General features: G+C 57.6%; 24 protein-coding genes and 1 pseudogene. 16 read left to right on the top strand and 9 right to left on the bottom strand.

The annotated features are described in order from the left end of the window. Positions 1-36: 36 nt before the first annotated feature. Complete coding sequence (locus tag MRBLRC7O_RS24765) at positions 37-579, bottom strand: tyrosine-type recombinase/integrase (RefSeq protein WP_367727725.1); 543 nt, start codon at positions 577-579, stop codon at positions 37-39. Positions 580-1,198: 619 nt separating this feature from the next. Here MRBLRC7O_RS24765 and MRBLRC7O_RS24760 point away from each other — a divergent pair. Beyond that, complete coding sequence (locus MRBLRC7O_RS24760; RefSeq protein ID WP_112540286.1) at positions 1,199-2,011, top strand: EAL domain-containing protein; 813 nt, start codon at positions 1,199-1,201, stop codon at positions 2,009-2,011. A 100-nt stretch (positions 2,012-2,111) separates the two neighbouring features. After that, a complete protein-coding gene (locus MRBLRC7O_RS24755) occupies positions 2,112-2,453 on the top strand; it encodes a substrate-binding domain-containing protein (protein WP_367727733.1) in 342 nt (113 codons plus the stop codon). A 221-nt stretch (positions 2,454-2,674) separates the two neighbouring features. On the opposite strand, the gene MRBLRC7O_RS24750 is transcribed toward MRBLRC7O_RS24755, so the two are convergent. From MRBLRC7O_RS24750 to MRBLRC7O_RS24735, 4 genes and pseudogenes are all read right to left on the bottom strand, one after another. Further along, positions 2,675-3,259, bottom strand: a complete 585-nt coding sequence (locus MRBLRC7O_RS24750) for a plasmid pRiA4b ORF-3 family protein (RefSeq protein ID WP_112540289.1) — start codon at positions 3,257-3,259, stop codon at positions 2,675-2,677. Positions 3,260-3,261: 2 nt separating this feature from the next. Further along, positions 3,262-3,753, bottom strand: a pseudogene (locus MRBLRC7O_RS24745) (IS66 family transposase); the annotation flags it as partial. A 54-nt stretch (positions 3,754-3,807) separates the two neighbouring features. After that, positions 3,808-4,518, bottom strand: a complete 711-nt coding sequence (locus tag MRBLRC7O_RS24740; protein WP_112540291.1) for an IS6 family transposase — start codon at positions 4,516-4,518, stop codon at positions 3,808-3,810. 690 nt (positions 4,519-5,208) lie between these two features. Continuing rightward, positions 5,209-5,703, bottom strand: a complete 495-nt coding sequence (locus tag MRBLRC7O_RS24735) for a hypothetical protein (protein WP_112540295.1) — start codon at positions 5,701-5,703, stop codon at positions 5,209-5,211. Between the two features lie 17 nt (positions 5,704-5,720). Here MRBLRC7O_RS24735 and MRBLRC7O_RS24730 point away from each other — a divergent pair, with 17 nt between their 5' ends. The 4 genes from MRBLRC7O_RS24730 to MRBLRC7O_RS24715 all read left to right on the top strand — a co-directional run bounded on the left by MRBLRC7O_RS24730 (position 5,721) and on the right by MRBLRC7O_RS24715 (position 8,378). Beyond that, complete coding sequence (locus MRBLRC7O_RS24730; RefSeq protein ID WP_112540297.1) at positions 5,721-5,861, top strand: FAD-dependent oxidoreductase; 141 nt, start codon at positions 5,721-5,723, stop codon at positions 5,859-5,861. Between the two features lie 205 nt (positions 5,862-6,066). Next, a protein-coding gene (locus MRBLRC7O_RS24725) for an IS5 family transposase (protein WP_112540299.1) occupies positions 6,067-6,824 on the top strand; the annotation gives its coding sequence in 2 pieces (ribosomal slippage) (positions 6,067-6,403 and positions 6,403-6,824; 759 coding nt in all). Positions 6,825-7,007: 183 nt separating this feature from the next. Continuing rightward, positions 7,008-7,454, top strand: coding sequence for a hypothetical protein (locus MRBLRC7O_RS24720; RefSeq protein ID WP_080865286.1), 447 nt, complete (start codon positions 7,008-7,010; stop codon positions 7,452-7,454). 516 nt (positions 7,455-7,970) lie between these two features. Continuing rightward, positions 7,971-8,378, top strand: coding sequence for a hypothetical protein (locus MRBLRC7O_RS24715; protein WP_236772974.1), 408 nt, complete (start codon positions 7,971-7,973; stop codon positions 8,376-8,378). A 138-nt stretch (positions 8,379-8,516) separates the two neighbouring features. On the opposite strand, the gene MRBLRC7O_RS24710 is transcribed toward MRBLRC7O_RS24715, so the two are convergent. Both MRBLRC7O_RS24710 and MRBLRC7O_RS24705 read right to left on the bottom strand, forming a co-directional pair. Next, positions 8,517-9,095, bottom strand: coding sequence for a hypothetical protein (locus tag MRBLRC7O_RS24710; RefSeq protein ID WP_367727724.1), 579 nt, complete (start codon positions 9,093-9,095; stop codon positions 8,517-8,519). A 170-nt stretch (positions 9,096-9,265) separates the two neighbouring features. Next, positions 9,266-10,165 carry a LysR family transcriptional regulator gene (locus tag MRBLRC7O_RS24705; RefSeq protein WP_020811918.1) on the bottom strand — a complete coding sequence of 300 codons (900 nt, stop codon included), beginning with the start codon at positions 10,163-10,165 and terminating at the stop codon, positions 9,266-9,268. 138 nt (positions 10,166-10,303) lie between these two features. Between MRBLRC7O_RS24705 and MRBLRC7O_RS24700 the strand changes: the two genes are divergently transcribed. The 7 genes from MRBLRC7O_RS24700 to xth all read left to right on the top strand — a co-directional run bounded on the left by MRBLRC7O_RS24700 (position 10,304) and on the right by xth (position 14,212). After that, positions 10,304-11,077 carry an SDR family oxidoreductase gene (locus MRBLRC7O_RS24700; RefSeq protein WP_020811917.1) on the top strand — a complete coding sequence of 258 codons (774 nt, stop codon included), beginning with the start codon at positions 10,304-10,306 and terminating at the stop codon, positions 11,075-11,077. Positions 11,078-11,228: 151 nt separating this feature from the next. Continuing rightward, a complete protein-coding gene (locus tag MRBLRC7O_RS24695; protein ID WP_112540304.1) occupies positions 11,229-11,495 on the top strand; it encodes a hypothetical protein in 267 nt (88 codons plus the stop codon). 9 nt (positions 11,496-11,504) lie between these two features. Continuing rightward, positions 11,505-11,651, top strand: a complete 147-nt coding sequence (locus MRBLRC7O_RS24690) for a hypothetical protein (RefSeq protein ID WP_020811915.1) — start codon at positions 11,505-11,507, stop codon at positions 11,649-11,651. Between the two features lie 35 nt (positions 11,652-11,686). Beyond that, on the top strand, positions 11,687-12,589 hold the full coding sequence (locus tag MRBLRC7O_RS24685) for a hypothetical protein (protein ID WP_080865283.1): 903 nt from the start codon (positions 11,687-11,689) through the stop codon (positions 12,587-12,589). A gap of 55 nt (positions 12,590-12,644) precedes the next feature. Further along, complete coding sequence (locus MRBLRC7O_RS24680) at positions 12,645-13,049, top strand: GFA family protein (RefSeq protein ID WP_111820940.1); 405 nt, start codon at positions 12,645-12,647, stop codon at positions 13,047-13,049. 182 nt (positions 13,050-13,231) lie between these two features. Beyond that, a complete protein-coding gene (locus tag MRBLRC7O_RS24675) occupies positions 13,232-13,408 on the top strand; it encodes a DUF3606 domain-containing protein (RefSeq protein WP_020811912.1) in 177 nt (58 codons plus the stop codon). 3 nt (positions 13,409-13,411) lie between these two features. Then, positions 13,412-14,212 (top strand): exodeoxyribonuclease III, encoded by an 801-nt coding sequence (gene xth / locus MRBLRC7O_RS24670; protein ID WP_111820941.1) that lies wholly within the window; start codon positions 13,412-13,414, stop codon positions 14,210-14,212. Positions 14,213-14,239: 27 nt separating this feature from the next. Here xth and MRBLRC7O_RS24665 read toward each other — a convergent pair whose 3' ends face one another. Together MRBLRC7O_RS24665 and ligD are read right to left on the bottom strand one after the other, a co-directional pair. Continuing rightward, positions 14,240-15,013: an SOS response-associated peptidase family protein gene (locus MRBLRC7O_RS24665; RefSeq protein ID WP_112495509.1), complete on the bottom strand. Its 774-nt coding sequence runs from the start codon at positions 15,011-15,013 to the stop codon at positions 14,240-14,242. 58 nt (positions 15,014-15,071) lie between these two features. Beyond that, complete coding sequence (gene ligD / locus MRBLRC7O_RS24660) at positions 15,072-16,124, bottom strand: non-homologous end-joining DNA ligase (RefSeq protein WP_111820943.1); 1,053 nt, start codon at positions 16,122-16,124, stop codon at positions 15,072-15,074. 295 nt (positions 16,125-16,419) lie between these two features. Between ligD and MRBLRC7O_RS24655 the strand changes: the two genes are divergently transcribed. From MRBLRC7O_RS24655 to MRBLRC7O_RS24645, 3 genes are read left to right on the top strand one after another with little or no spacing between them, the layout of a single operon-like run. Further along, positions 16,420-17,172 (top strand): ImuA family protein, encoded by a 753-nt coding sequence (locus MRBLRC7O_RS24655; RefSeq protein WP_031234214.1) that lies wholly within the window; start codon positions 16,420-16,422, stop codon positions 17,170-17,172. Further along, on the top strand, positions 17,093-18,604 hold the full coding sequence (locus MRBLRC7O_RS24650) for a Y-family DNA polymerase (RefSeq protein WP_020811907.1): 1,512 nt from the start codon (positions 17,093-17,095) through the stop codon (positions 18,602-18,604). The genes MRBLRC7O_RS24655 and MRBLRC7O_RS24650 overlap by 80 nt, the downstream gene beginning before the upstream one ends. Continuing rightward, positions 18,601-21,858: an error-prone DNA polymerase gene (locus MRBLRC7O_RS24645; RefSeq protein WP_060726754.1), complete on the top strand. Its 3,258-nt coding sequence runs from the start codon at positions 18,601-18,603 to the stop codon at positions 21,856-21,858. Before MRBLRC7O_RS24650 ends, MRBLRC7O_RS24645 begins: the two co-directional genes overlap by 4 nt. The last annotated feature ends 51 nt before the right edge of the window (positions 21,859-21,909 follow it).

The following is a 21,909-nucleotide window of genomic DNA, read 5'->3' as shown; positions in this document are numbered from 1 at the left end:
TCTGGAATTCTCCGCCACATAATACTCAGATGCTGTTCAGTAGTTGCAGCACGGCGTCATTTGGTCGGAAACGGACGCCAAGATCGCCGGCGCTCCAGCCTTCTCGAGACCTTTACGCATCATCTCGACATCGGCGGCGGCATAGCGATGGGTTGTAGCGACCTGTGCGTGCCCGAGCCAGGCTTGGATCGTCATAAGGTCAACGCCCGACTGGAGGAGCTTCATGGCCAGTGAGCGTCGGAAGATGTGCGGCGATATAGGCTTTTGGGCCAAGACCGGCCTGATGGTCACGGCCTGGGCCACCGCTCGCCGCACGATGTGGGTTGCTCCGAAGCGCGTCAGGCGCTCGTTGCGGGCGCCGACGAATATCGGTCGCGGCTCGTGGTTCGCGATTCCGTGTTCGCCCAACAAGGCTGCCAGTGCTCGCGCTCGGTCCTGAGGAATGGGGAGGACGCGGTTTCTGCGCCCTTTGCCGCGCAGCAGCACTTGCGGGTGCGACCGTTCCAACTGAAGGTCGTTTGCGTTGACGCCGGTAAGCTTGCGCGTATTCAGGATGGAGCCGGCGCGACGCGCAGCCACTGCTCTGCGGCGTGGGCACAAGGCCGAGCTAGGCAGCAGAAGTCCTGCCACTTTCGGAGGTTCGGAGGCCGGGCGTAAGCGCAAGGATCGCGCTGGCGGTAAATAGACAGGGGCCGGGAACGGTGTAAAGTCGACGTATTTTCTTTATTCGTCTCACTGGCTTCTCGAGGTTTCGCGCTGGCCCATCGACCTTCTCCATAAATAGCTTGATCTGCTCCGGTTAGTGCGTGGACGACACATTCGTCGCACTTAGAGACCAGCACGAAAGATTTTTTAAATTTTATCTTCACCTACCTCTTGACCCATACCCAGCGTCATACCTGAAAATAAACCTTCGTGGAATTGGCCGCTAATGCTTCGTGTCGATGCCAACTTGAGGTTACAATGTTATTTATGAAACAACCTAAGGGCTTGAGTTATGTGCGCAACGTGCGCCTCTGGAACTTCCGGCTGCGTCGACACTCTTCTTCAGTTGATGGTCTTCCGACGGATTTATTGCGACTCTGGGATGACCTCATCCCAGAGCGACGGAAGGCCGCGAACACGTTCACCGCAGATGATCGCGTTCCAGCGGCTAGGAATATTATCCTGTTTATCTCTCCTGATATGAGGAGCCATAATGATCGTGCATGAGGGCAATTTGGACAAGATGCAGGCGAAGAGTGTTGTCAAGGCCATTGAAGCTGATTGTGTTGGCTGTGCAATTCAGGATGTTCGATCCGTTTTCGATCCCGACGAAGCACTTTATGGTGAGTGCCTTGCGCGACTATTTGCGCCCGACGGACGGGTTCTTACAGCGGGTGAATTTCTTCCTGATGTTGATGCGTCGCGTGAAATGCCAGAGCTGGACCGGCATATGCTAAAAATCGTTCTCAACTTACTGGAAGCGGATCCGCTTGCAGTTCTTGGGTGTAATATTTCCGCAGATAATCTCGAAAATAGGCACACGTGGAGCCCAATTCTAAACCAGATTCGGCAGCGATCTCATCTTGCACACAGGCTTGTGTTGGAGTTGACGGAGGGGCGAGAAATAAGTTGCATGTCATTTTGTGTTGACGCAATTGCAGAGGTACAAAAAGTCGGATGCCGGGTTGCGTTGGACGATTTTGGGGTGGGATTTTCGACGCCGCGTCTCCTCCAGTTGATCAATTTTGATATTGTTAAAATTGATAAAGCGTTCCTGCACGATATCCGATCATCAATTGATGGACGCAATAGTCTGCAGAACATTGTGGATCTGGCCTCCAGCTTCGTCCCAATTATTGTAGTTGAAGGTGTAGAAACCGCATGGCATGCTGATGCAATAAGGATCACTGGAGCGACGCATATTCAGGGTCATTTTTTTTCGAGGCCACTCGTTTACAAACCGGTGACAAGCGATTCTACTTTGTCTACCTCACCTGCGACTGGATTTTCATCCGGCTGCGATTAGAGCCTCGGCGGCTTGAAGCGCCGAACGCTACAAGGGCTCAAATTGGCGATCGAGGCCGTGGGAGGGGAGGTCGTTGCATTTGATGCGGACGCTGTAACTCCTGAGGCAGGGGAGGGAGCAGCGGCGGAGATTTACCATACGCACCGAGGCCTGGACGCAGCGACCAGTTGCAACGACCTATGTAGCTACCGGGCTTTTGATGCAGGCGCGTGCGCTTCGTATCCGCGTGCCGAAAGACATATGCATCGCAGGCTTTGACAACATCGACTCGGCCAGATTCGTTTCATTGACGACGATAGATATGGGATCGGAGCATAATGGTTTGCGGCGGCGCGCCAACTACTGGATATTTCGGGCAATGCCTTTTCTGAACACAAGAGCGCAAGCCGTTTCTCGTGCCAAGGCATACTACGACGAGGCGAGATTTGCCTTGGAGTTCTGATCGTGCTCAGATTCCCGTGCTACAAGACTTTGTTGGGCGAGTCATAGGCGCGCTCCACATTTGCGAGGTTATCATTGACCGAGCTTATGCAGTAAAAATTCCCTGGTAGCAGCCCACCGGTAAGCATCCGAGCAGCCCCGCGGCATTAGCACGCGTGAGTTACGTCAAATCGCCTATAATTATGAGGTTGGTTCAGAGTGGAATGCTTGGCGTAGCGGGGGTCAGTTTTTCCGGCGTGATCTACGCGCCCATTTCGCAGCCAGGTTTTCCACGGCTCTGTTGAGATCAGCGAAGGCTGCATTGTTTGGGTCGAAGTCTTTGGCGCCCGACCATTCGGCAAGCTCGGCGTGCCGTTCATGAGCGGGATCGGCGAGCGCCTCGCGGAATTCCTGGTATCCCCACGGACCGCCGACGTCTTCAGGCGGGCAGCGCCCCGTTGCCTCGATCAGCATTGGATCTGCAAGCGCGACGATGGGGAACGTGCGCTCGATCTTGATGCTGTGCGTCCAGCCGTCGCCGAAGTCGTAGTGGTATTTGAAGGATTTCGCACCGGTGTCCTGGATTGCCGACAGGAGCGAGACCTTGCGTGCATCGAGCGGACCATCCCCCCATTCCTGGTCGGGCAAACCAAAGCCAACGTCACGGATCTGGAATTCGTAGAGGTGGGTGTTCGTCCACCCCATCGCGGCCTGCAATACCTCATGCAACCGGCTGAGCCGGATGCGCCACGGCACGACAATGCGCCGCATCACAATCGGTTCGACATGATCAAGGGTGACCTTCAGACGGACCAGAGAAGCTGCCATTGTCAAGCTGCCAGCATGAGGGCGGAGCTTTCGGCCTGGCGCATCCGCTTCCACTCCCAGGGAAGCAGTTCCGGCAGACGCGAGGCCGGCAGGTCGGCGATGCGAGCAAGGACGTTGGCGAGCCAAGCCTTCGGGTCTACGTCGTTCAGCCGTGCGGTCATGATCAGGGTGAGCATGATGGCAGCGCGATCTGCGCCGCGGTCGGAACCGGCGAAGAGCCAAGCTTTTCTTCCGCAAGCCACACCGCGCAGCGCTCTTTCCGCGGCGTTGTTCGTCATGCAGGTTCTGCCGTCGTCGGCATAGCGGGCAAAGTCAGCCCAGCGCGACAGCATATAGTCGATCGGTCCGGCCACCGGCGATGAGCGCGATAGGCTGGCCCGCTCGGTGTGCAACCATTCCTCCATATCGCCCAGTAGCGGCTTGCTCTTCTCCTGCCGGACCGCAAGCCGCTCGGCCGCGCTCAGGCCGTTGATGTCGCGCTCGATGGCAAACAGGGGGCATTGCCAAGTTGTTCGGCGTTGGGTGCGATCGACGCCATGTCGCCAGTTTCAGACTGTCATTTCAGCGGCATACTGCGCCCACAGGCTGAACGCGTCAGCCCGTGCATGGCGGTATGAAATGGCGGTCAGAGTGTAGCGGCGGGGACGAAAGATCGTGTTGATTTGATCGTGGGCCGACAGGAAGCGCTGTGCCTGTCGCGTCGACTTGAACCGACCCATGATCTTCTCGCGTTTTCGGGTCTGCCGGTGGGAATTTTCAATTCGGTTGTTCAGCCCCTTGTGCGCCCGATGATCGGCATCCGGAGCGATAGCCTGGATCGGCCCCACGTAGCTGCCCAGTTTGTCCGTCACGACCACCCGCGGCTGACCAAACTGCCTGACCAGCCTGGAGAAGAAGCGCCTCGCAGCCCTGCTATTGCGGCGAGCCTGAACCAGGATATCGAGAACATCGCCATTGGCATCGATGGCGCGCCAGAGCCAGAACTTCCTGCCGCCAATCGTGATGACGGCCTCATCCATGTGCCACTTGTCACCAGCCTTTGGTCGATCCCTACGGATGCAATTGGCAAAATGACGACCAAAGCGGTTGACCCAGAGGCGAACGGTCTCCCGGCTGACGATCACCCCGCGCTCGGAGAGCAGATCCTCAACATCGGCCGTGCTCAGGGCAAAGCGTTGGTAGGCCCAGACCGCATAGGCGACGATCTCACGCGGAAAGCGAAACCCCTTCAGCCGGGGTAATGAGCAAGGCATCTTCATGCCGAACTGATAGCTGCAACCGGTCGATCAAACAACTTGGCAATGCCTATGCACCGATCCGCGAAACTCCTTTCAGAATAAACGGTGGACAACCCTCTTCCGACAGCGCATCGTTAAGCCGCTTTAAAAGCGTTGGGCCTTTGGGATATCGAATAGCACACAGATCGGCAGCGGAATTTGCGGTGACTTCGAAACCCAACCGAAATCCGTTTCCCGAATTGCCGAACCGATCCCATAGGCGCTCGCTCGGCGGTGGTGAACTGAACGACGCAAAGAACAAATCGGTACTTGCATCTAATAAGGACTGTTTCGGCTCTCCGCTCGGTTCGACGTATCCATGAAGCCCATGCTCCAGTGCAAACGGTGAGAACTCCCCCTCGTGGAGACGACCCGAAAGTGCATGCAAATGCAGCTCCCCGGTGTTGACGATGTTCCAGAATGCCGGCCCTTCCGTGTAGTGATCAAGCCGAATGGGCGTCTTGATTTTGGGGATATCGTGTCCAAGAATGGCCTGTGAGAGGTCCTCATAATTGGACGTCTCCCTAATCGAATTCTCGGTTAGTATAAGCTCTCGAGTGTCTGGAGGTGCCAAGCCAGCATGTTCGAGTATGGGGCACATGATCTCGTAGATACGGCGCCGGTTGCTGTCAAACTGCAGAAAGGTGGGAAGCGATGGCATAAATTCTGGCCTTATTGACGCCGAAAAATGGCAGACAAGGCAAACCCTTCTCTCACGCCCCTGCCCAATCCAATACGTGGCCCGGTTGTGGGCTCGCGATATGGGAAAGCTCTCAAATCGACCAGAGAAAATTGGCCGTGTGAAGCAAGAGCTTCCATTTCGCCCCTCGTTTCCTCCATCAGCGTCGGAAGATGGTTTGTGTTTCCGCGCTGGACGACGTGAAGCCGGCCGTCGGCCGCTAAAACTCCTCCAGCAAGATCGAGTGCGGCGAGATCTATAGCCATTCGGTGAGCGCGATCGCTGTTGATGTCCAGCTCACTCATGAGAGTGTCGAACTGACGAGCGCCATGAGCTCCAGTAAACCACAACGTAATTGCGTCGAAAGGGGCAAGCGACACGATCCAATCCTCGAACTCAGGGTCCGCGCGCAGAATGTCGGCATGAAACAAGGTAACCGGGGCAAGATCCGGGAGCTGTCCGGAAATATGCCGCGGATCCCAAGGCATGGACAGGCTTCCGGCCGATGACCCCCGACAGCCAGCCAATCGTCATCCGCAGCAAGGTCGATGGCTTGTTTTTGAATTGCGGCCATGGCTCCCTTGGATGGACGCTCTCCATGGGAACGGCAGCGCGCCTCGCCGAGATTGTCGGCGTCCATCCTTGACGACCAATCATCTATGCGGATGGCAGCAGGCGGATTGTTGCTTTTCTTTCCCACCCGGACATCCGTCCTGCAACACTCAGTTGGACCGACGAGACAGACCCTGACGGGTGCACTGGGTTCATCGGGTATGTTGTCAATCCCCTAGGGTCAGGACCCGTTGATTTGATGCGTCGGATGTGATTCAGGCCCCGCAAGGAGACTGATCATGAGCGACCTTTATTGGCTGACAGATGAGCAAATGGCGCGGCTTGCGCCGTATTTTCCCAAGAGCCACGGCAAGCCTCGGGTTGATGACCGCCGTGTTCTGAGCGGGATCATTTTTGTCAATCGCAATGGCTTGCGGTGGCGGGATGCACCCCGGGAGTACGGGCCGCACAAGACGCTCTATAACCGTTGGAAGCGTTGGGGTGTTATGGGCGTGTTTGGCCGGGTGATGGAAGGTCTTGCCGTCGAGAGCGCAGATCCGAAGACCGTCATGATTGACGCAACCTATTTGAAGGCGCATCGCACGGCCTCAAGCCTGCGATTAAAAAAGGGGGGCTTGGGCGGTTAATCGGGCGCACCAAGGGCGGCATGAACACGAAGTTGCATGCTTTCGCCGATGCGAATGGTCGACCGCTCAGCTTCTTCATAACCGCCGGTCAGATAAGCGATTATACCGGCGCAGCTGCCCTGCTCGATGATCTGCCCAAGGCGCAGTGGATGCTGGCCGACCGTGGATATGACGCCGACTGGTTCAGGGATGCCCTGCAGCAGAAGGGTATTAAACCCTGCATTCCCGGGCGCAAATCCCGGTCCCTGCCGGTCAAATACGACAAGCGTCGATACACGCGCCGCAACCGCATCGAGATCATGTTCGGTCGCCTCAAGGATTGGCGCCGCGTCGCCACCCGGTACGACCGATGTCCGACTGTCTTCTTCTCCGCCCTCGCTCTGGCCGCAACCGTCATCTTCTGGCTGTGATCAACGAGTCCTGACCCTAGGAAGTGAAATCGGGGTCACTGAATACTTTAAGGACGCCGGAGCTTGCAGAAAATGCATGGAAAAACACGGCTTGTTATTTGAGCCTGATACAGGGACGTTACCTGGGGACGGTCCACCAGCCCAGCCCCCTGTTTCGTAACCGTAGTTTACCGGGAGAATGATATGGATTGGATTATTAAACCTTTCGAAGGCGCCGGCCCACTTAGCTTTGACATGAGCTCGGAAGACGCTGAAAGCAGGATTGGCCCAAATGAAACTTTTATCATTAGACCCAGCGGCAATCGCCAAGAATATAGAGACCTAAAATTTCCAGTCCTGACGTTTGATGCTGATAATAAACTGAAAGAACTTATCTTCAGCAAGCATGGAGACCCGCTTATACTCGATGATGTCTCGTTATTCGAAATGGACCCAGAAAGTGTTTTGAAACGGCTAAACGAGATCGCAAAAGAATTGTTTAAAGACGACTATTCTGTTTATGCTCCACAAATAGGCCTCGCACTGGTCGGGTTTGACAATAATGAAGGTGATGAGAAAACGGTCACGCTATTCAAAAAGGGAGCTCTGGATAGCAGAATTCCCGACGCAGAACCCGTGAGTTGGATATAATGACATGTCGGCTTGAAACTTCGCGGTTGCGATCGTGTGACAACGTCATAGAGGTCTTCGCCGTAGCGCCGGTCATGGCGATAGCCGAGATGCCGGAGGGTTTCGAGGATACGTACCGCCTCGTCGGCAAAGAGAATGAATTTGGCCTTTATGGGTCAAGGGAAGCCATCTTACTTTGCGAAGCAGCGCGACCTTCAAGACCTACGGTCATTGCTTGAACACAAGCATCACAGGGGCCATGACGCTCGAAGGTCACGGCAGGCGGCGAGAGACCACCAATGCATCCATATCCTCCGCGCCTCCCTAGGACCAATCTCCGATAGGATACGAGTATTCGACCCAGAATGACGCCTCCTCGAAATCTTTGCGCGACAACGCCATCTAGCTCCAGCTTCAAGCCCCGTCCAAAGACGGCTTTGTTTCCGAGCGCATTAGCGAGCCTAGATCCCTATAAGGTTGCTGAACCAAATAACTTTGCTAACATTAGCCAGCGGCGAGGAGTTCTAAATGAACAGAATGCCAACATATGCCATCGGAGTGGTTCTCTTTGCAGTTTCTGGCTTCAGCCAGCTTGCGGCTGCTGCTGATCCTTGCGCCGGTGTCGATCAAAGCCTCACGAAACAGAACAAGGCTGAATATGCCAAGCTTATCGCCAAGAGCCTGGATAAGAAGGTGAAGCCCGCGAGCATTGAAATTGATGCGGCCCTTCGTTCTGGAACCTGGACCGTCATATACGCATCGACGCCTATTGCTGACCCAGGCTATTTTTTCTTTGACAGTTCCTCCGGGGCACCAGTGTTCAAGGACGTTTGGGGTGGTATGGCTGAAGACGGAGACGGGCCTGTTTTGATAAAGTGGGCTCGTAAACTGGGTGCTAACAAGGAAATTGCGTCGTGCTTTTCGCAGGTCGTGATGAGTGACTGATGCCTTGATCCTGTCTGCACCGAGGTGCGTCGAGATTGCTCGCCTTAGATTAGTAACCGATAGGTCGCGACCGCGTCTGCGGACTGTACGGTGCGGATTCCGACCCCTGTTGGCATATTTGCCTCTACAAAGTTTTGGCTACAGCAAGTCACTGTAGATTGCTGTTATCCAGATCGCGTCGAGCAAGAGCCATAATACACCCAGCCACATGATTGTGCGGCTGTTATCAGTCCTCATAGCCACAAGCGCGATGAAGAGCCCTGCCGCTATCCGTGCCAGATACCATGGCCCAAGCTGTTCGAAGTGTTCCTTTCCTTTGATATAGGTGTCCATCAAATCGAACACGAAGGAAGCGGCAAACAGTGCAAAAAAGGCATGTCGCCTGCGCAAGAAGAAACTTTCCCGTTCCGACAATTCCTGAATGTGGTCGGGATAAAGCAGCGTCGACATTAAAAAGAACAGTGACGTGTAGACCAGAACAAAAATGTAGATCCAGAAATGCCAGTTGTGAATCTCCCGTAGTGCGAACTCCCACCACCAGAAATGAACTGCCCCAAGAAGCAGAGCAATCGACCAGACGATCTGCGCATGCATGCGGTCGGTTTTCAGCGGCCCCTGAAGCCTTCTGGAGAGGCCGGAAAGTACGCGGGTGATGGACAGGCCAAGGATAAGGCTAACCAAGACACGCAAGTGACCGTATGCATCCACTGAAAGCACCTGCTATTGCTCAACAAAACCACTACACGTTATGCTCAAGGCGGCGACCTTTGCAACACGCGTTGGCGCCGCCCGCTTTGCTCCGGTTTGGACCATGGTGACTCGTTATCTGAACAAGACTTCTCAACTTGTGCCGAAAAAAAGATGTAGCGCCTTCGCGCAATATCACATCACAGAATCTGCTGTTTGAGGAGTACTTCGAGCCAATCCGCGAAGACCTGAAGTCGTCTGGAAACATGCTGGCGATGCGGGTAAAGCAACGTCAGAGGCATGTCGTCCGCACGGTGCTCCGGCATCACCTCTACCAGTTCACCGGCTTCCAGATGCTCCTTCACGTCGTAAGCGGGGATTTGGATCAGTCCAAGACCAGCAAGACAGCAGGCGATATAAGCTTCGGCGCTGTTGACCGTCACGCGACTGCGCATCGTGGTTGTACGAAGGTCGCCATCTTCCATCCATTCCCATTGCTCGATACGGCCGCTGGACGGTGAGGCATAGTTCACCGCCCAGTGATCGCCGAGTCCGTTCGGTGATTTCGGCGTCCCGTGCTTGCCGATATATGCGGGGCTGGCGACATTGATCAGCGGCAACTTGCCAATTTGTCGAGCGATCAACCCCGAATCTGAAAGCGGTCCGACACGAAGGACACAGTCGACACCATCCTGCACCAAATCGACAGCGCGATCGGTGACGCCGAGTTCGATGTCGATTTCGGGATAACGTTCGAGGAAGCCGGGTAAGGAGGGCGCGATGACCAGTCGGCCGATGCGACCCGGCACGTCTATTCGTAACCTCCCGGATGGTTTTGCCGAAGTCTGCCGAAACAGGTTCTCCGTATCCTCAACGTCCGCGATGACGCGTCCACAGCGCTCGTAAAAGGCAGCGCCGTCTTGTGTTAGCGATACCTTACGCGTCGTGCGATGAAGCAGCCTTGCGCCAACACGCGCCTCCAGTTCGATAACGGCGGCCGATACCGAGGATCTAGGAACGCCAAGTGTAGCGGCAGCTTTGGTGAAACTCGCGCATTCAACGACGCGTGTGAAGATGCGAAAAAGATCAATGCGGTCCACTCGGCGACAACCTCCATTGCACTGAATTTCTGACAAGTGATGTCAGAATGATCGTCTTTATCACAAAATTCGAGACGGTAAGCTTCCGGAATTCAAGCGGCCGCGGTTGTAGTCGCAAATTCGGCAAGGAGGCCAACCATGACCGACCACAGCATCAAAGGAAAAACCGTCATTATCGCGGGCGGAGCGAAAAACCTTGGCGGGCTGATTGCCCGCGATCTCGCCGCCCATGGTGCAAAGGCTATTGCGATCCACTACAACAGCGCAGGCACCAAGGCGGAAGCCGAGGCAACGGTGGCGGCCGTCAAGGCTGCCGGAGGCGAAGCAGTCACGTTTCAAGCAGACCTAACAACGGCCGGAGCCGTCGAGAAGCTGTTTGCCGACACGATCGCCGCGATTGGAAAACCGGACATCGCCATCAACACGGTCGGCAAGGTTCTGAAAAAGCCGATGATCGACATCAGCGAGGCCGAATATGACGAGATGACCGCAGTCAATGCCAAGACGGCTTTCTTCTTTATCAAGGAGGCCGGCAAGCATCTGAATGACAACGGCAAGATTTGCACGCTCGTGACGTCGCTCCTTGGTGCCTTTACGCCATTCTATGCCGCCTATGCGGGCACCAAAGCGCCGGTCGAGCATTTCACGCGCGCGGCATCAAAGGAGTTCGGCCAGCGAGGCATCTCGGTAACGGCGATTGGTCCAGGCCCGATGGACACGCCATTCTTCTATCCGGCAGAAGGCTCGGATGCTGTCGCCTATCACAAGACGGCCGCGGCATTGTCGAAGTTTTCCAAGACCGGCCTCACCGATATCGAGGACATTGTGCCCTACATTCGCTTTATGGTCTCGGAAGGTTGGTGGATGACCGGTCAGACCATCCTCGTCAACGGCGGCTACACCACGAAATAAGACATCGGCCCCGGCAATCGCGAGACTGCCGGGGCGCTTTTCGACGCAAACGGGGCGTCGGTTTATACGTCCGATGTCGAGCTGCATCTCGCCCCCCGCAGCCAAAGACTGGAAATAACCCAACCACGCGTTCTCATAGGGAGACCAATTCATGCACACGGCGATGGTAATCGGGGCCGGGCTCGTGCTGCTCGGCCTGTTTTTCCTGTTTGGCAGACTATGGGGCGGGCCCGTTCCCGACCTCGCCATGGCCGCCAAACTCTTCATCCCGGCGTGGCTCATCGTCTCGCTCGTCAATATGTGGGTGGGAGTGGCGAAGGCCGGTCACTCGGTGCGTGACGAACTGCCAATCCTGGCGGTCGTCTTCCTGGTACCAGCGGTGATTGCGGGCGGCATCGCCTGGCGTTTGGCACGCTGAGGAGGGATCATGTCCGATCACACTTCTCACCATCATCCGCTGTTTCGCCGCCGTGACGGTCACCATGCGAAGGTCAGCTACGCCGAGCTGTTCTTCGATCTTGTCTATGTCTTCGCGGTTAAGGCACCCAGGTTCCTCACGGAGGCGCTGGCTTAGTTGCAACTTCGGTCGATCCTAGATCGTTTCTTGCCATGGACGACGAACATGATGAGGATCACGAGGACAGCGCGGCGTCGGAAACGGTCTCGTTTCCATTCGACCGCATGACCGTGGCGCGGTTTCGCGAGACCTTCCCGAATGCGCGGTGGAGCGACCGCCTTCAGGCCTGGACGGTTCCTGGCAGCACAGCGCGGCGCCGCATCGACCGGTGGCTGGCGTCGGAGGCGGACCGCAAAACTCCGTTCGAGGAGGCGAAGGGACGCGACGCTTTCGAATTCGAGCCGATCCTCAGTCCATACCTTGAGGTCCATGACCGCGGCCTGCGCGTCCGAACCCCCTATTCCCGCACCGTCGTCGACGAACTCCGGCAGATTCCATTCGCCCGCTGGAACGGAGACGACAAGGTCTGGGAGGTTCCTTATTCTTCCTATGACGAGCTGCAGCAGCGGTGGGAAGCCATCGAGGATGCTGCCAAGTGGGCCGAACCCTCGGAGCGACGCAAAAGGGCCGAAGCGAGGAGGGGCACCGAGGAAGAGGCCGAAGCAAAACGCCGGACGTTGGAGCGAAGGAAGAAGAGGCTTCCGGTCCCGAGCGATAATCTACCGCCTCTCGATCGGCCGATTGGCACAACCGCCTATGGGGTCGTGGTCATCACCGAAATCACGGGTGAACTTGTCGACCCGACGGAGGTCGCCGAACACTATCCTGACACCAGCGACGAGCATGTTTGGGCGGGATGGCGTCTACCGACGCTGGAGGAGTTGGTTCACACGTGGCCCGCGCGCCAAGAGCCGTCCGAATACGAAAATGACTGCGGATGGTGGCAGGCGACATTGAACGAACTGCGCGAGACAAGACGGCAGGCAAAATCCCGCGAAAGGCGCAAAAGTAGAAATCAAGAACTGGTTCAGGGGGTGCAGGGCCGGCAGAAGTGACGTCGTCTTGAGAGGGGCACCCTTACGGAAACAGCAACACGGATGGAGGGCTGACATGCACATCGATGGCGCATGCCAATGCAAAAAGATCACCTATGAAGCCGAGATCGATCCACAAGACGTCTCGATCTGCCACTGCACCGACTGCCAGAGATTGACGGGAACCGCCTACAGGGTGACCGTCAGCACGCAACGTAGCCAGTTTCAGATAACGTCCGGCGAGCCCAGGCTTTATGTCAAGACCGCGGACAACGGTCGCCGACGGCTGCAGTTTTTCTGTTCCGATTGCGGATCGCCCATCTATACGACGGGAGAGGATGAAGATGCCGAGCAGGTTGGGATCAGACTGGGGACGGTTAATCAGCGCCAGGAGCTTAGGCCCCGCTCGCAGATCTGGTGCTCCTCGGCGTTGGTGTGGGCTCAGGACCTGACCGGTCTCCCAGGGCGAGCGGGGGATTGACCCTCGCTGTCGTACAATCAAGCATGCTCGCCTTAAGAGAAATGTGACGAGGTGTGTTGCTCCAGCGGGTGCCCAGTGGCTCTCAGCAACGCGCTCGTCTGAGGATCACGCGCAACAAATAGAATGGAACTTCTTGAATCAGCGTCCGTTTTCCGGTGACCGAAACCATAAGGAGAACGACAATGGCAACCACATCGCGAGGCAGAGCTCAGGATCGAGCCAAGGTCGCAGCCGGACAGGAGCATGAAGTCCGCTATGAGGCGAAGAAGGAGGGCGTTTCGAAGGACACGGTAAAGAAAGCCGTGAAGAGCGCCGGTAATTCTCGCAAAAAGGTGGAAGCGGAAATCGGCCGGCAGTGATCGGTGAAGCTCGCGACCTATAACGTCAACGGCGTCAACGGCCGGCTTGAAGTCCTGCTCAGGTGGATGGATGAAGCCGAGCCGGACGTCGTTTGCCTGCAGGAACTGAAGGCGCCCCAGAATAAGTTCCCGATCAAAGCGATCGAAGCCGCCGGTTATGGTGCTGTCTGGCAGGGCCAGAAATCCTGGAACGGCGTCGCAATCCTTGCCAAGGATCAGGAGCCTCACCTCACGAGAAAAGGTCTGCCCGGTGAGCCGGAAGACGAACACAGCCGCTATATCGAGGCAATCGTCAACGGCATCGTAATCGGCGGGCTCTATCTCCCTAACGGCAATCCTTACCCCGGGCCGAAATTCGATTACAAACTCCGGTGGTTCAAGAGGCTACATGACTATGCGGCTGAACTGCTCGAACTGGAAGTTCCGGTCGTGCTCGCAGGCGACTACAACGTCATGCCGACAGAGATCGACGTCTACAAGCCGGAGCGCTGGATGAACGACGCGCTGTTTCGTGTGGAAGTTCGGAAGGCTTATAGGAAGCTGCTCAATCAAGGCTGGACCGATGCGCTGCGGCATCTTCATCCGAACGAACGTATCTACACGTTCTGGGACTATTTCCGCAATGCCTATGCACGCGATGCGGGGTTGCGGATCGACCACTTCCTGCTGAGTCCCGAAGCCGCGGCAAGGCTCTCTAATGGAGAGGTCGACAGGCATGTGCGCGGATGGGAGCACACCAGCGACCATGCGCCCGTCTGGATAGAGCTGCAGGACGAGCGGGTGAAGAAGCGGAAGACGAAGTAGCCGACGCCCTTCGGGAGCGCAGGCGGGTTACAGCAGGCTGCCTTGCTCCACCGGCTCGCCAGATTTCGACATGATCGATGAGCCATAAGGCTCACGTGACAGGATGATGAGCGCATTGTTTGGAAGTGGGCGGGCGAGATGTTTAGCCTCATCCCAAGGTGCTTGCATCCAAACGTCGGTCTCTTCCTTTGTCAGCAGCAGAACAGGCATGGCCTTTTCGTGGATCGGCTTCACGAGATCGTTGGGATCCGTGGTCAGGAAGCCATAGAGATCGTCCGTGGTCATTCCATCCTTCACCTTGCGAACGCTTTTCCATTGCGGCACGTGGATACCGGCGAAGAACATCAGCGACTTTGCCTCGTCGCGAGCGAACCAGGCGTTAGGCACATTGCCACCGTCCTCTTTGCTTGCCGGATCCGGTTCGGCAAAACTTGTGACCGGGACGAGGCACCTGTGCTCGACGCCGAACCATCTCGTCCAGGGAGGCAGGTTGAGCTTGCGGACATTGGTTACGCCACGGTCCGGCTCCATGCGAATGAGTTCGTTGATATCGACGGCTTTGCCCTTGGCCTTGAGTTTATCTGCTCGAGCTTCGGCGGCCTTCTTCTGGACGAAAATCGGCGAGGGCAGGCCCCATCGCGCATGCACAAGCTGCTTCTTTCCGTCAGCCGTGTTGCGGACGATCGGCCCCATCTGGTCGGGGTTCATCTGATAGGCTGGCATCAGGTTGATCAAGCTTTCGGCGTCCTGAGCCCATTTCGAGACCCAGTCCTTGTCTTCCATCCGATATAGATTGCACATGGCAGCAATTCCTCCTTTGCGACCGAATGCAGTTGTGTGGTGAGTTCCGCCTGCGTCGCTAGTCGAGCTTGTAAACGTCGGCATTGTCTTGCCGTTCCCGCAAGCCCTTATAGGAAGCATGGCGTAGCTTGCCGTCGGCCGTCCAGGCCCGAAACTCGATCTCGGCAATCAAAGTCGGCTCGACCCAAATGATGTCTGCCTTTTCGGCATAGGGAACAGGCGGCTGTTTCCGATTCCAGCGCAGCTTGTCGATCATCTTGCGCAGCCTGTTCATCTCGGCTTGCGTGAAGCCCGTCCCGACGTTCCCGACATGAACGAGCTCGTCACCGCGATAGGCAGCAAGCACCAGAGAGCCGAAGCCGTCGGGAGATGCCGCCGATGGCTCGTAGCCAACAACCATGAAGGCTTCGCTCTTAACGCACTTGATCTTGACCCAGTCGCCGGTCCGGCCGGAGCGATAGGGTTGATCCAATTGCTTGCCGACGATGCCCTCGAGACCAAGGCTGCCAACGTGTTCCAGCAGGATCGCGGGATCGGCGTCAATGGTTTCCGAAAGGCGGATCGCGCCGTCGTGCCCCTTCAGCGTATCCTCGAGAAGATGCCGGCGCGAACGGTGCTCCACGTTGCGCAGGTCATGGCCGTCGAGATAGATAAGATCGAACGCGTAGAGGATGGCGTCCGAAGCTCGGTTGCCAGCCGTCTTTCCAGACGCACCCAACGATTTCTGCAGTAGTCCGAAATCCGGCCGCCCTTCATCGTCAAGCACAACCGCCTCGCCATCAATGATCATCGTTGCCGGACCAAGCGCCCGGGCAGCCTGCTCGATCGCCGGAAACCGGTGCGTCCAGTCATGGCCGCTACGCGTGAGGATGCGGACCCCTGTCGGCTCGATATGGATAGCCAGGCGATAGCCATCCCATTTCAGCTCCCAGCTCCATTGGTCGCCTTGTGGAGGACGCGCCTTCAATTGGGCGAGTGCCGGCTCGACGCGATCGGGCATCGGATCAAACAGCAGCTGTGGCTGTGCGGGATTGCGCTTCCGACGCGGCTTTGACCGTAGCGGAGCTTCGGTATCACGAAGGAGGGGCTTTGATCTCGGTGGCTTCGTCATGCAAACGAGTTCAGCACGAAAACCTTAAGAAGATTGTGACGCCGTTCATCTATCCCCGCTATCCACCATTTTGAACCCGACGGACGCAAGGGCTGCAAAAATTTCTGTTTCCCCTTACCTCCTTGAATCCTTTTCGAATCTTCGACTTTGCTAATACTGGGATAATATTCCTCAACTTTGTGGTGCTTGACTCTTTTGTATTACGAGAACAAACAATGAACATATAGCCCGTACGACATGCCCGTACGACATAATGTCGATCCTTTGAACACGACCTTGAAGGGAGCCGTGAACGATGACTGCTGCCCGTCAGAGGGTGATTTGCGACTTGCGAGACCGCATCGCGTCGATGGAAGGGGTATCCGCGAAGCGGGCCGGAACACTTTCTTTTGGCGTTTCCGAGATCGATGCGGCCTTGCCTGGCGGGGGCCTCGCCTATGGCGCGCTGCACGAGTTTGCAGGCGGTGGCTCCGGTACTGTCGATGGTGCAGCGGCCGCCCTTTGTGTTGCCGGCATTGCCGCACGAACAAAAGGCCCCGTCATCTGGTGTCTGACGCGGCCGGATCTTTTTTTTCCAGCTCTTGCCCATGTGGGTCTGCATCCCGACCGCGTCATCTTTGTTGAATCCGACAAGGAAGAGGATGTGCTGGCCAATATGGAGGAGGGCCTTTCCTTCGGCGGACTTGGCGCCGTCGTCGGTGAACTTGTTCGCCTGCCTATGGTCAGTTCCCGCCGCCTGCAGCTTGCAGCCGAGCGAACCGGGACCATGGCGCTCGCGGTCCGCCGATGGCGGCGACAGACGGAGGCCAATGACTTTGGGCAGCCGACGGCCTCGACCACACGATGGCGTGTCAGCGTGATGCCGTCAGAGGAGTTGCCGGTACCGGGGGTGGGCAGGCCTCAATGGTTTCTGGAATTGATGCGCGTGAAAGCGGGTGAGTGTGCTGAGTTTCTCGTGAGGGCGTGCGATGACAAGGGTCGTCTCGGTCTATCTTCCGGATCTGCCGACGGATCGCATTCGTCGGGCCGATCCGTCTATTCCGCCTGAACAGCCAATCGCCGTGATCGCGAGAAGCGGTTCGAAGCGATGGGTGTCTGCCGCCGATCCGGCTGCCAGAAAGGCGGGCGTGCATGCCGGCATGGCGGCGGCAAAGGCGCAGTCGCTGTTTCGCGGCCTGATGCTGGTTGACGCAGATCCGCAAGCCGATCGAGCCGCGCTCGAGCGCATCACGCTCTGGGCGCTGACGATCTATTCGCCGATCGTCGCCGTCGACGGGATTGATGGTATCGTCATGGATACGGAAGGCGCCGATCATCTGCAGGGTGGTGAACTGCCGATGGTGACGAAGATCGCCAACCAGTTTCTTGCCCGAAAACTGACGGCGCGCGTGGCGGTTGCCGACAGCTGGGGTGCTGCCCATGCTTGCGCCCGCGCAATCAATCGCGAAACGATTGTCGTTCCTCCGGGCGAGACGGCCCGTGCCGTCGAAAAACTGCCGATCTCGCTTCTGCGCCTGCCGTCAAAGATCGTCTCTGATCTGCGCATTCTCGGTTTCCAGACAATCGGCGAGCTTGCCAACACCCCGCGGGCCCCGCTGACATTGCGCCTCGGTCCGGAGGTCGGCCGCCGTCTCGACCAGATGCTCTGTCGTGTCGCCGAGCCGGTCGAACCGATCCGGACCGCAGAGCTGGTTGAAGTCTCCAAGGCCTTCGCCGAACCGATCGGGGCTGCGGAAACAATCAATAAATATGTTGGCCGTCTGGTCGTCCAACTCGTTGACGAACTCCAGAAGCGCGGGCTTGGCGTTCGCCGTGCCGACCTGATCGTCGAGAAGGTCGATGGCACGAGGCAGGCCATCCGCGCCGGAACCGCCAGGCCCGCCCGCGATGTCGCCTGGCTGACAAAACTGTTTCGGGACCGGACGGAAAAGATCGAGCCGGGCTTCGGGATCGAAAAGCTGATCCTGCTCGCCGTGATAGCCGAGCCTCTCGAGGAGGCTCAGAAAGCCTCTGCTCTGGTCGAGGATGAGGTCACTGATGTCACGCCGCTGATCGACCTCTATGGAAACCGGGGGCAGAGGGTCTATCGCGTCGCACCGGTCGCCTCCGATGTGCCGGAACGCTCTGTCCAGCGCATCAGCCCCGTCGCCGAACCGATCGCCGTTGCCTGGGTCAGCCATTGGCGCCGCCCCGTTCGTCTCTTGCCGAGACCTGAGTTGATCGAGGCGATCGCGCTGATGCCGGACCGGCCCCCAGTCTCCATCGTCTGGCGTGGCAAACGCCGCAAGGTCAAATGTGCCGACGGCCCGGAACGCATTTTCGGGGAATGGTGGCAGCGAGATGCCGAAATGGACGCCGTGCGCGACTATTTCGTCATTGAGGATGAAGCAGGCGAGCGCTTGTGGGTGTTCCGCTCCGGCGACGGTATTGATCCGGAAACCGGGTCACACCGCTGGTTCTGCCACGGGATATTCGCATGAGCTATGCCGAGCTTCAGGTCACGACACATTTTTCGTTTCTGCGTGGTGCCTCGTCGGCGCAGGAGTTGTTTGATACTGCAAAACTCCTTGGGATCAGTGCGATCGGCGTCGTTGATCGCAATTCTCTTGCAGGCATCGTCCGGGCGCTTGAAGCATCACGTTCAACAGGCATTCGGCTCGTTGTCGGCTGCCGTCTCGATCTCGCCGACGGCATGTCGGTGCTGGTCTATCCGATCGATCGCGCTGCCTATTCGCGGTTGACGCGCCTCATCACGCTCGGCAAATCGCGCGGCGGCAAGAACAACTGCATCCTGCATTGGGATGACGTCATCGCTTATTCGGAAGGCATGATCGGCATTCTCGTGCCAGATTTGCCGGACGCGACATGCGCCGCGCAGCTTCGAAAGATGGCGCAGCTGTTTGGTGATCGTGCTTACGTGTCGCTCTCCCTCCGCAGGCGACCGAATGACCAGATGCGGCTGCATGAGATTTCCAACATGGCGGCACGGTTCAGGGTCAAAACCGTCGTCACCAATGACGTGCTGTTTCATGAGCCGGGCCGGCGGCAGTTGCAGGACATCGTCACCTGCATCAGGCACAACACCACGATCGATGATGTCGGCTTCGAGCGCGAGAGGCATGCCGACCGATTTCTGAAGCCGCCGGAGGAGATGCAGCGATTGTTTCCCCGATACCCGGAGGCATTGGCACGAACGTTGGAGATCGTTCGCCGCTGCACGTTTTCACTTGAGGAGCTGACCTATCAATATCCGGAGGAAGCAATCGTGCCGGGCAAGGACGCCCAGGCCTCGCTGGAGCACTACGTCTGGGAATGTGTGCCCGACCGCTATCCAGAGGGACCGCCATCGGATGTCCTGAAAACCGTGCGGCACGAGCTCGATCTCATCCGCACAATGAAATATGCTCCCTATTTCCTGACTGTGTTTTCGATCGTGCGCTTTGCTCGAAGCCAGGGCATTCTCTGTCAGGGCAGGGGATCGGCGGCCAACAGTGCCGTCTGCTACATTCTCGGCATTACCTCGATCGATCCGTCGACCAATGATCTACTGTTCGAGCGTTTCGTCAGCCAGGAGCGCGACGAACCGCCGGATATCGATGTCGACTTCGAGCATGAACGGCGCGAGGAGGTCATCCAATGGATCTACAAGACCTACCGACATGACAAGGCAGCCCTCTGCGCCACCGTTACGCGGTATCGTGCCAAGGGAGCGATCCGCGATGTCGGCAAGGCACTCGGTCTGCCGGAGGACGTGATCAAGGCCCTATCATCTGGCATGTGGTCCTGGTCGGAGGAGGTCCCGGATCGGAATATCCGCGAACTCAATCTCAATCCTGACGACCGCCGTTTGGCGCTCACCCTCAAACTGGCGCAGCAGCTGATGGGCGCTCCGCGCCATCTGGGCCAGCATCCAGGAGGATTTGTCCTCACCCATGACCGGCTGGACGATCTCGTGCCGATCGAGCCGGCAACGATGAAGGACCGCCAGATCATCGAGTGGGACAAGGATGACGTCGAGGCGTTGAAGTTCATGAAGGTGGATGTGCTCGCACTCGGCATGCTCACCTGCATGGCAAAGGCGTTTCATCTCATCCGTGAGGATAAGGGCGAGGATCTCGATCTGTCTACGATCCAGCAGGAAGACGCAGCCACCTACGCAATGATCCGAAAAGCCGATACGCTCGGGACGTTCCAGATCGAAAGCCGCGCGCAGATGGCGATGTTGCCGCGCCTGAAACCCCGCACCTTCTACGATCTGGTCGTGCAGGTGGCGATCGTCCGGCCCGGTCCTATCCAGGGCGACATGGTGCATCCCTATCTTCGCCGCCGAGAGGGAAAGGAGCCGGTCGAATATCCCACACCCGAGCTTGAGGCCGTGCTCGGCAAGACGCTGGGCGTGCCGCTGTTTCAGGAGAGCGCCATGCGCGTCGCCATGGTCTGCGCCGGTTTTACCGGTGGCGAGGCCGACCAGCTGCGCAAGTCGATGGCCACCTTCAAGTTCACCGGCGGGGTCTCCCGCTTCAAGGAAAAACTCGTCTCCGGCATGGTCAAGAACGGTTATTCGGCGGAGTTCGCCGAAAAGACCTTTTCCCAGCTCGAAGGTTTCGGCAGCTACGGTTTTCCGGAAAGTCACGCGGCATCTTTCGCGCTGATCGCCTATGCATCGAACTACATCAAATGCCACTATCCGGATGTCTTTTGCGCGGCGCTTTTGAACAGTCAGCCGATGGGCTTTTATGCGCCCGCCCAGATCGTCGGCGATGCGATCAAGCATGGCGTCGAGGTGCGACCTGTGTGCGTCAACCGCTCGCGCTGGGACTGCACTCTTGAAAAGATCGGCAGCACCGATCGGCATGCTGTCCGGCTTGGATTTCGGCAGGTAAAGGGACTGGCTGTCGCTGACGCAGCGCGGATCGTGACGGCACGCATGAATAGTCCTTTCTTATCCGTCGATGACATGTGGCGCCGGTCCAGCGTGCCGACGGAGGCCCTTGTCCAGCTGGCAGAGGCCGATGCCTTTCTGCCATCGCTCAAACTCGAGAGGCGCGACGCGCTCTGGGCCATCAAGGCGCTGCGTGATGAGCCATTGCCGTTGTTTGCCGCCGCGACTGAGCGCGAGATGGCGGCAATTGCTGAGCAGCAGGAGCCGGAGGTCGCCCTTCGGCAGATGACGGACGGGCACAACGTCATCGAGGATTACAGCCATACGGGCTTGACGCTACGGCAGCATCCAGTTGCGTTCCTGCGCAGGGACCTGTCGGCACGCAACATCATCCCTTGTGCGGAGGCGATGAATGCTCGGGATGGGCGATGGGTTTATACTGCAGGTTTGGTGCTGGTGCGCCAGAAGCCCGGGTCTGCCAAGGGTGTCATGTTCATCACCATCGAGGACGAAACAGGCCCTGCCAACATCGTCGTCTGGCCGTCACTGTTCGAGAAGCGCAGGAGCGTGGTGCTCGGATCTTCGATGATGGCAATCAATGGGCGGATTCAGCGGGAAGGGGAGGTCGTGCATCTTGTCTCGCAGCAACTCTTCGACCTGTCAGCGGACCTTGTCGGTCTGGCTGATCGGGATGTCGAATTCAGGCTGCCGGCCGGGCGGGGCGATGAGTTTGCCCACGGCGGCGGCGGGCCGGATTCTCGCGATCGACAAAAGCCTGTTGTCCCGCGGGACATGTTCACACCCGATCTCCATATCGATACGCTGAAGGTGAAGAGTAGGAATTTTCAGTGATTTTTCGCTATCCCGGGAGCCGCACCGCTTGGCGTCCCTCGAGGGCCCCCC

Source organism: Agrobacterium radiobacter (assembly GCF_040801995.1).
GTDB lineage: Bacteria > Pseudomonadota > Alphaproteobacteria > Rhizobiales > Rhizobiaceae > Agrobacterium > Agrobacterium radiobacter.
This window is presented reverse-complemented; position numbering and strand designations above follow the sequence as displayed.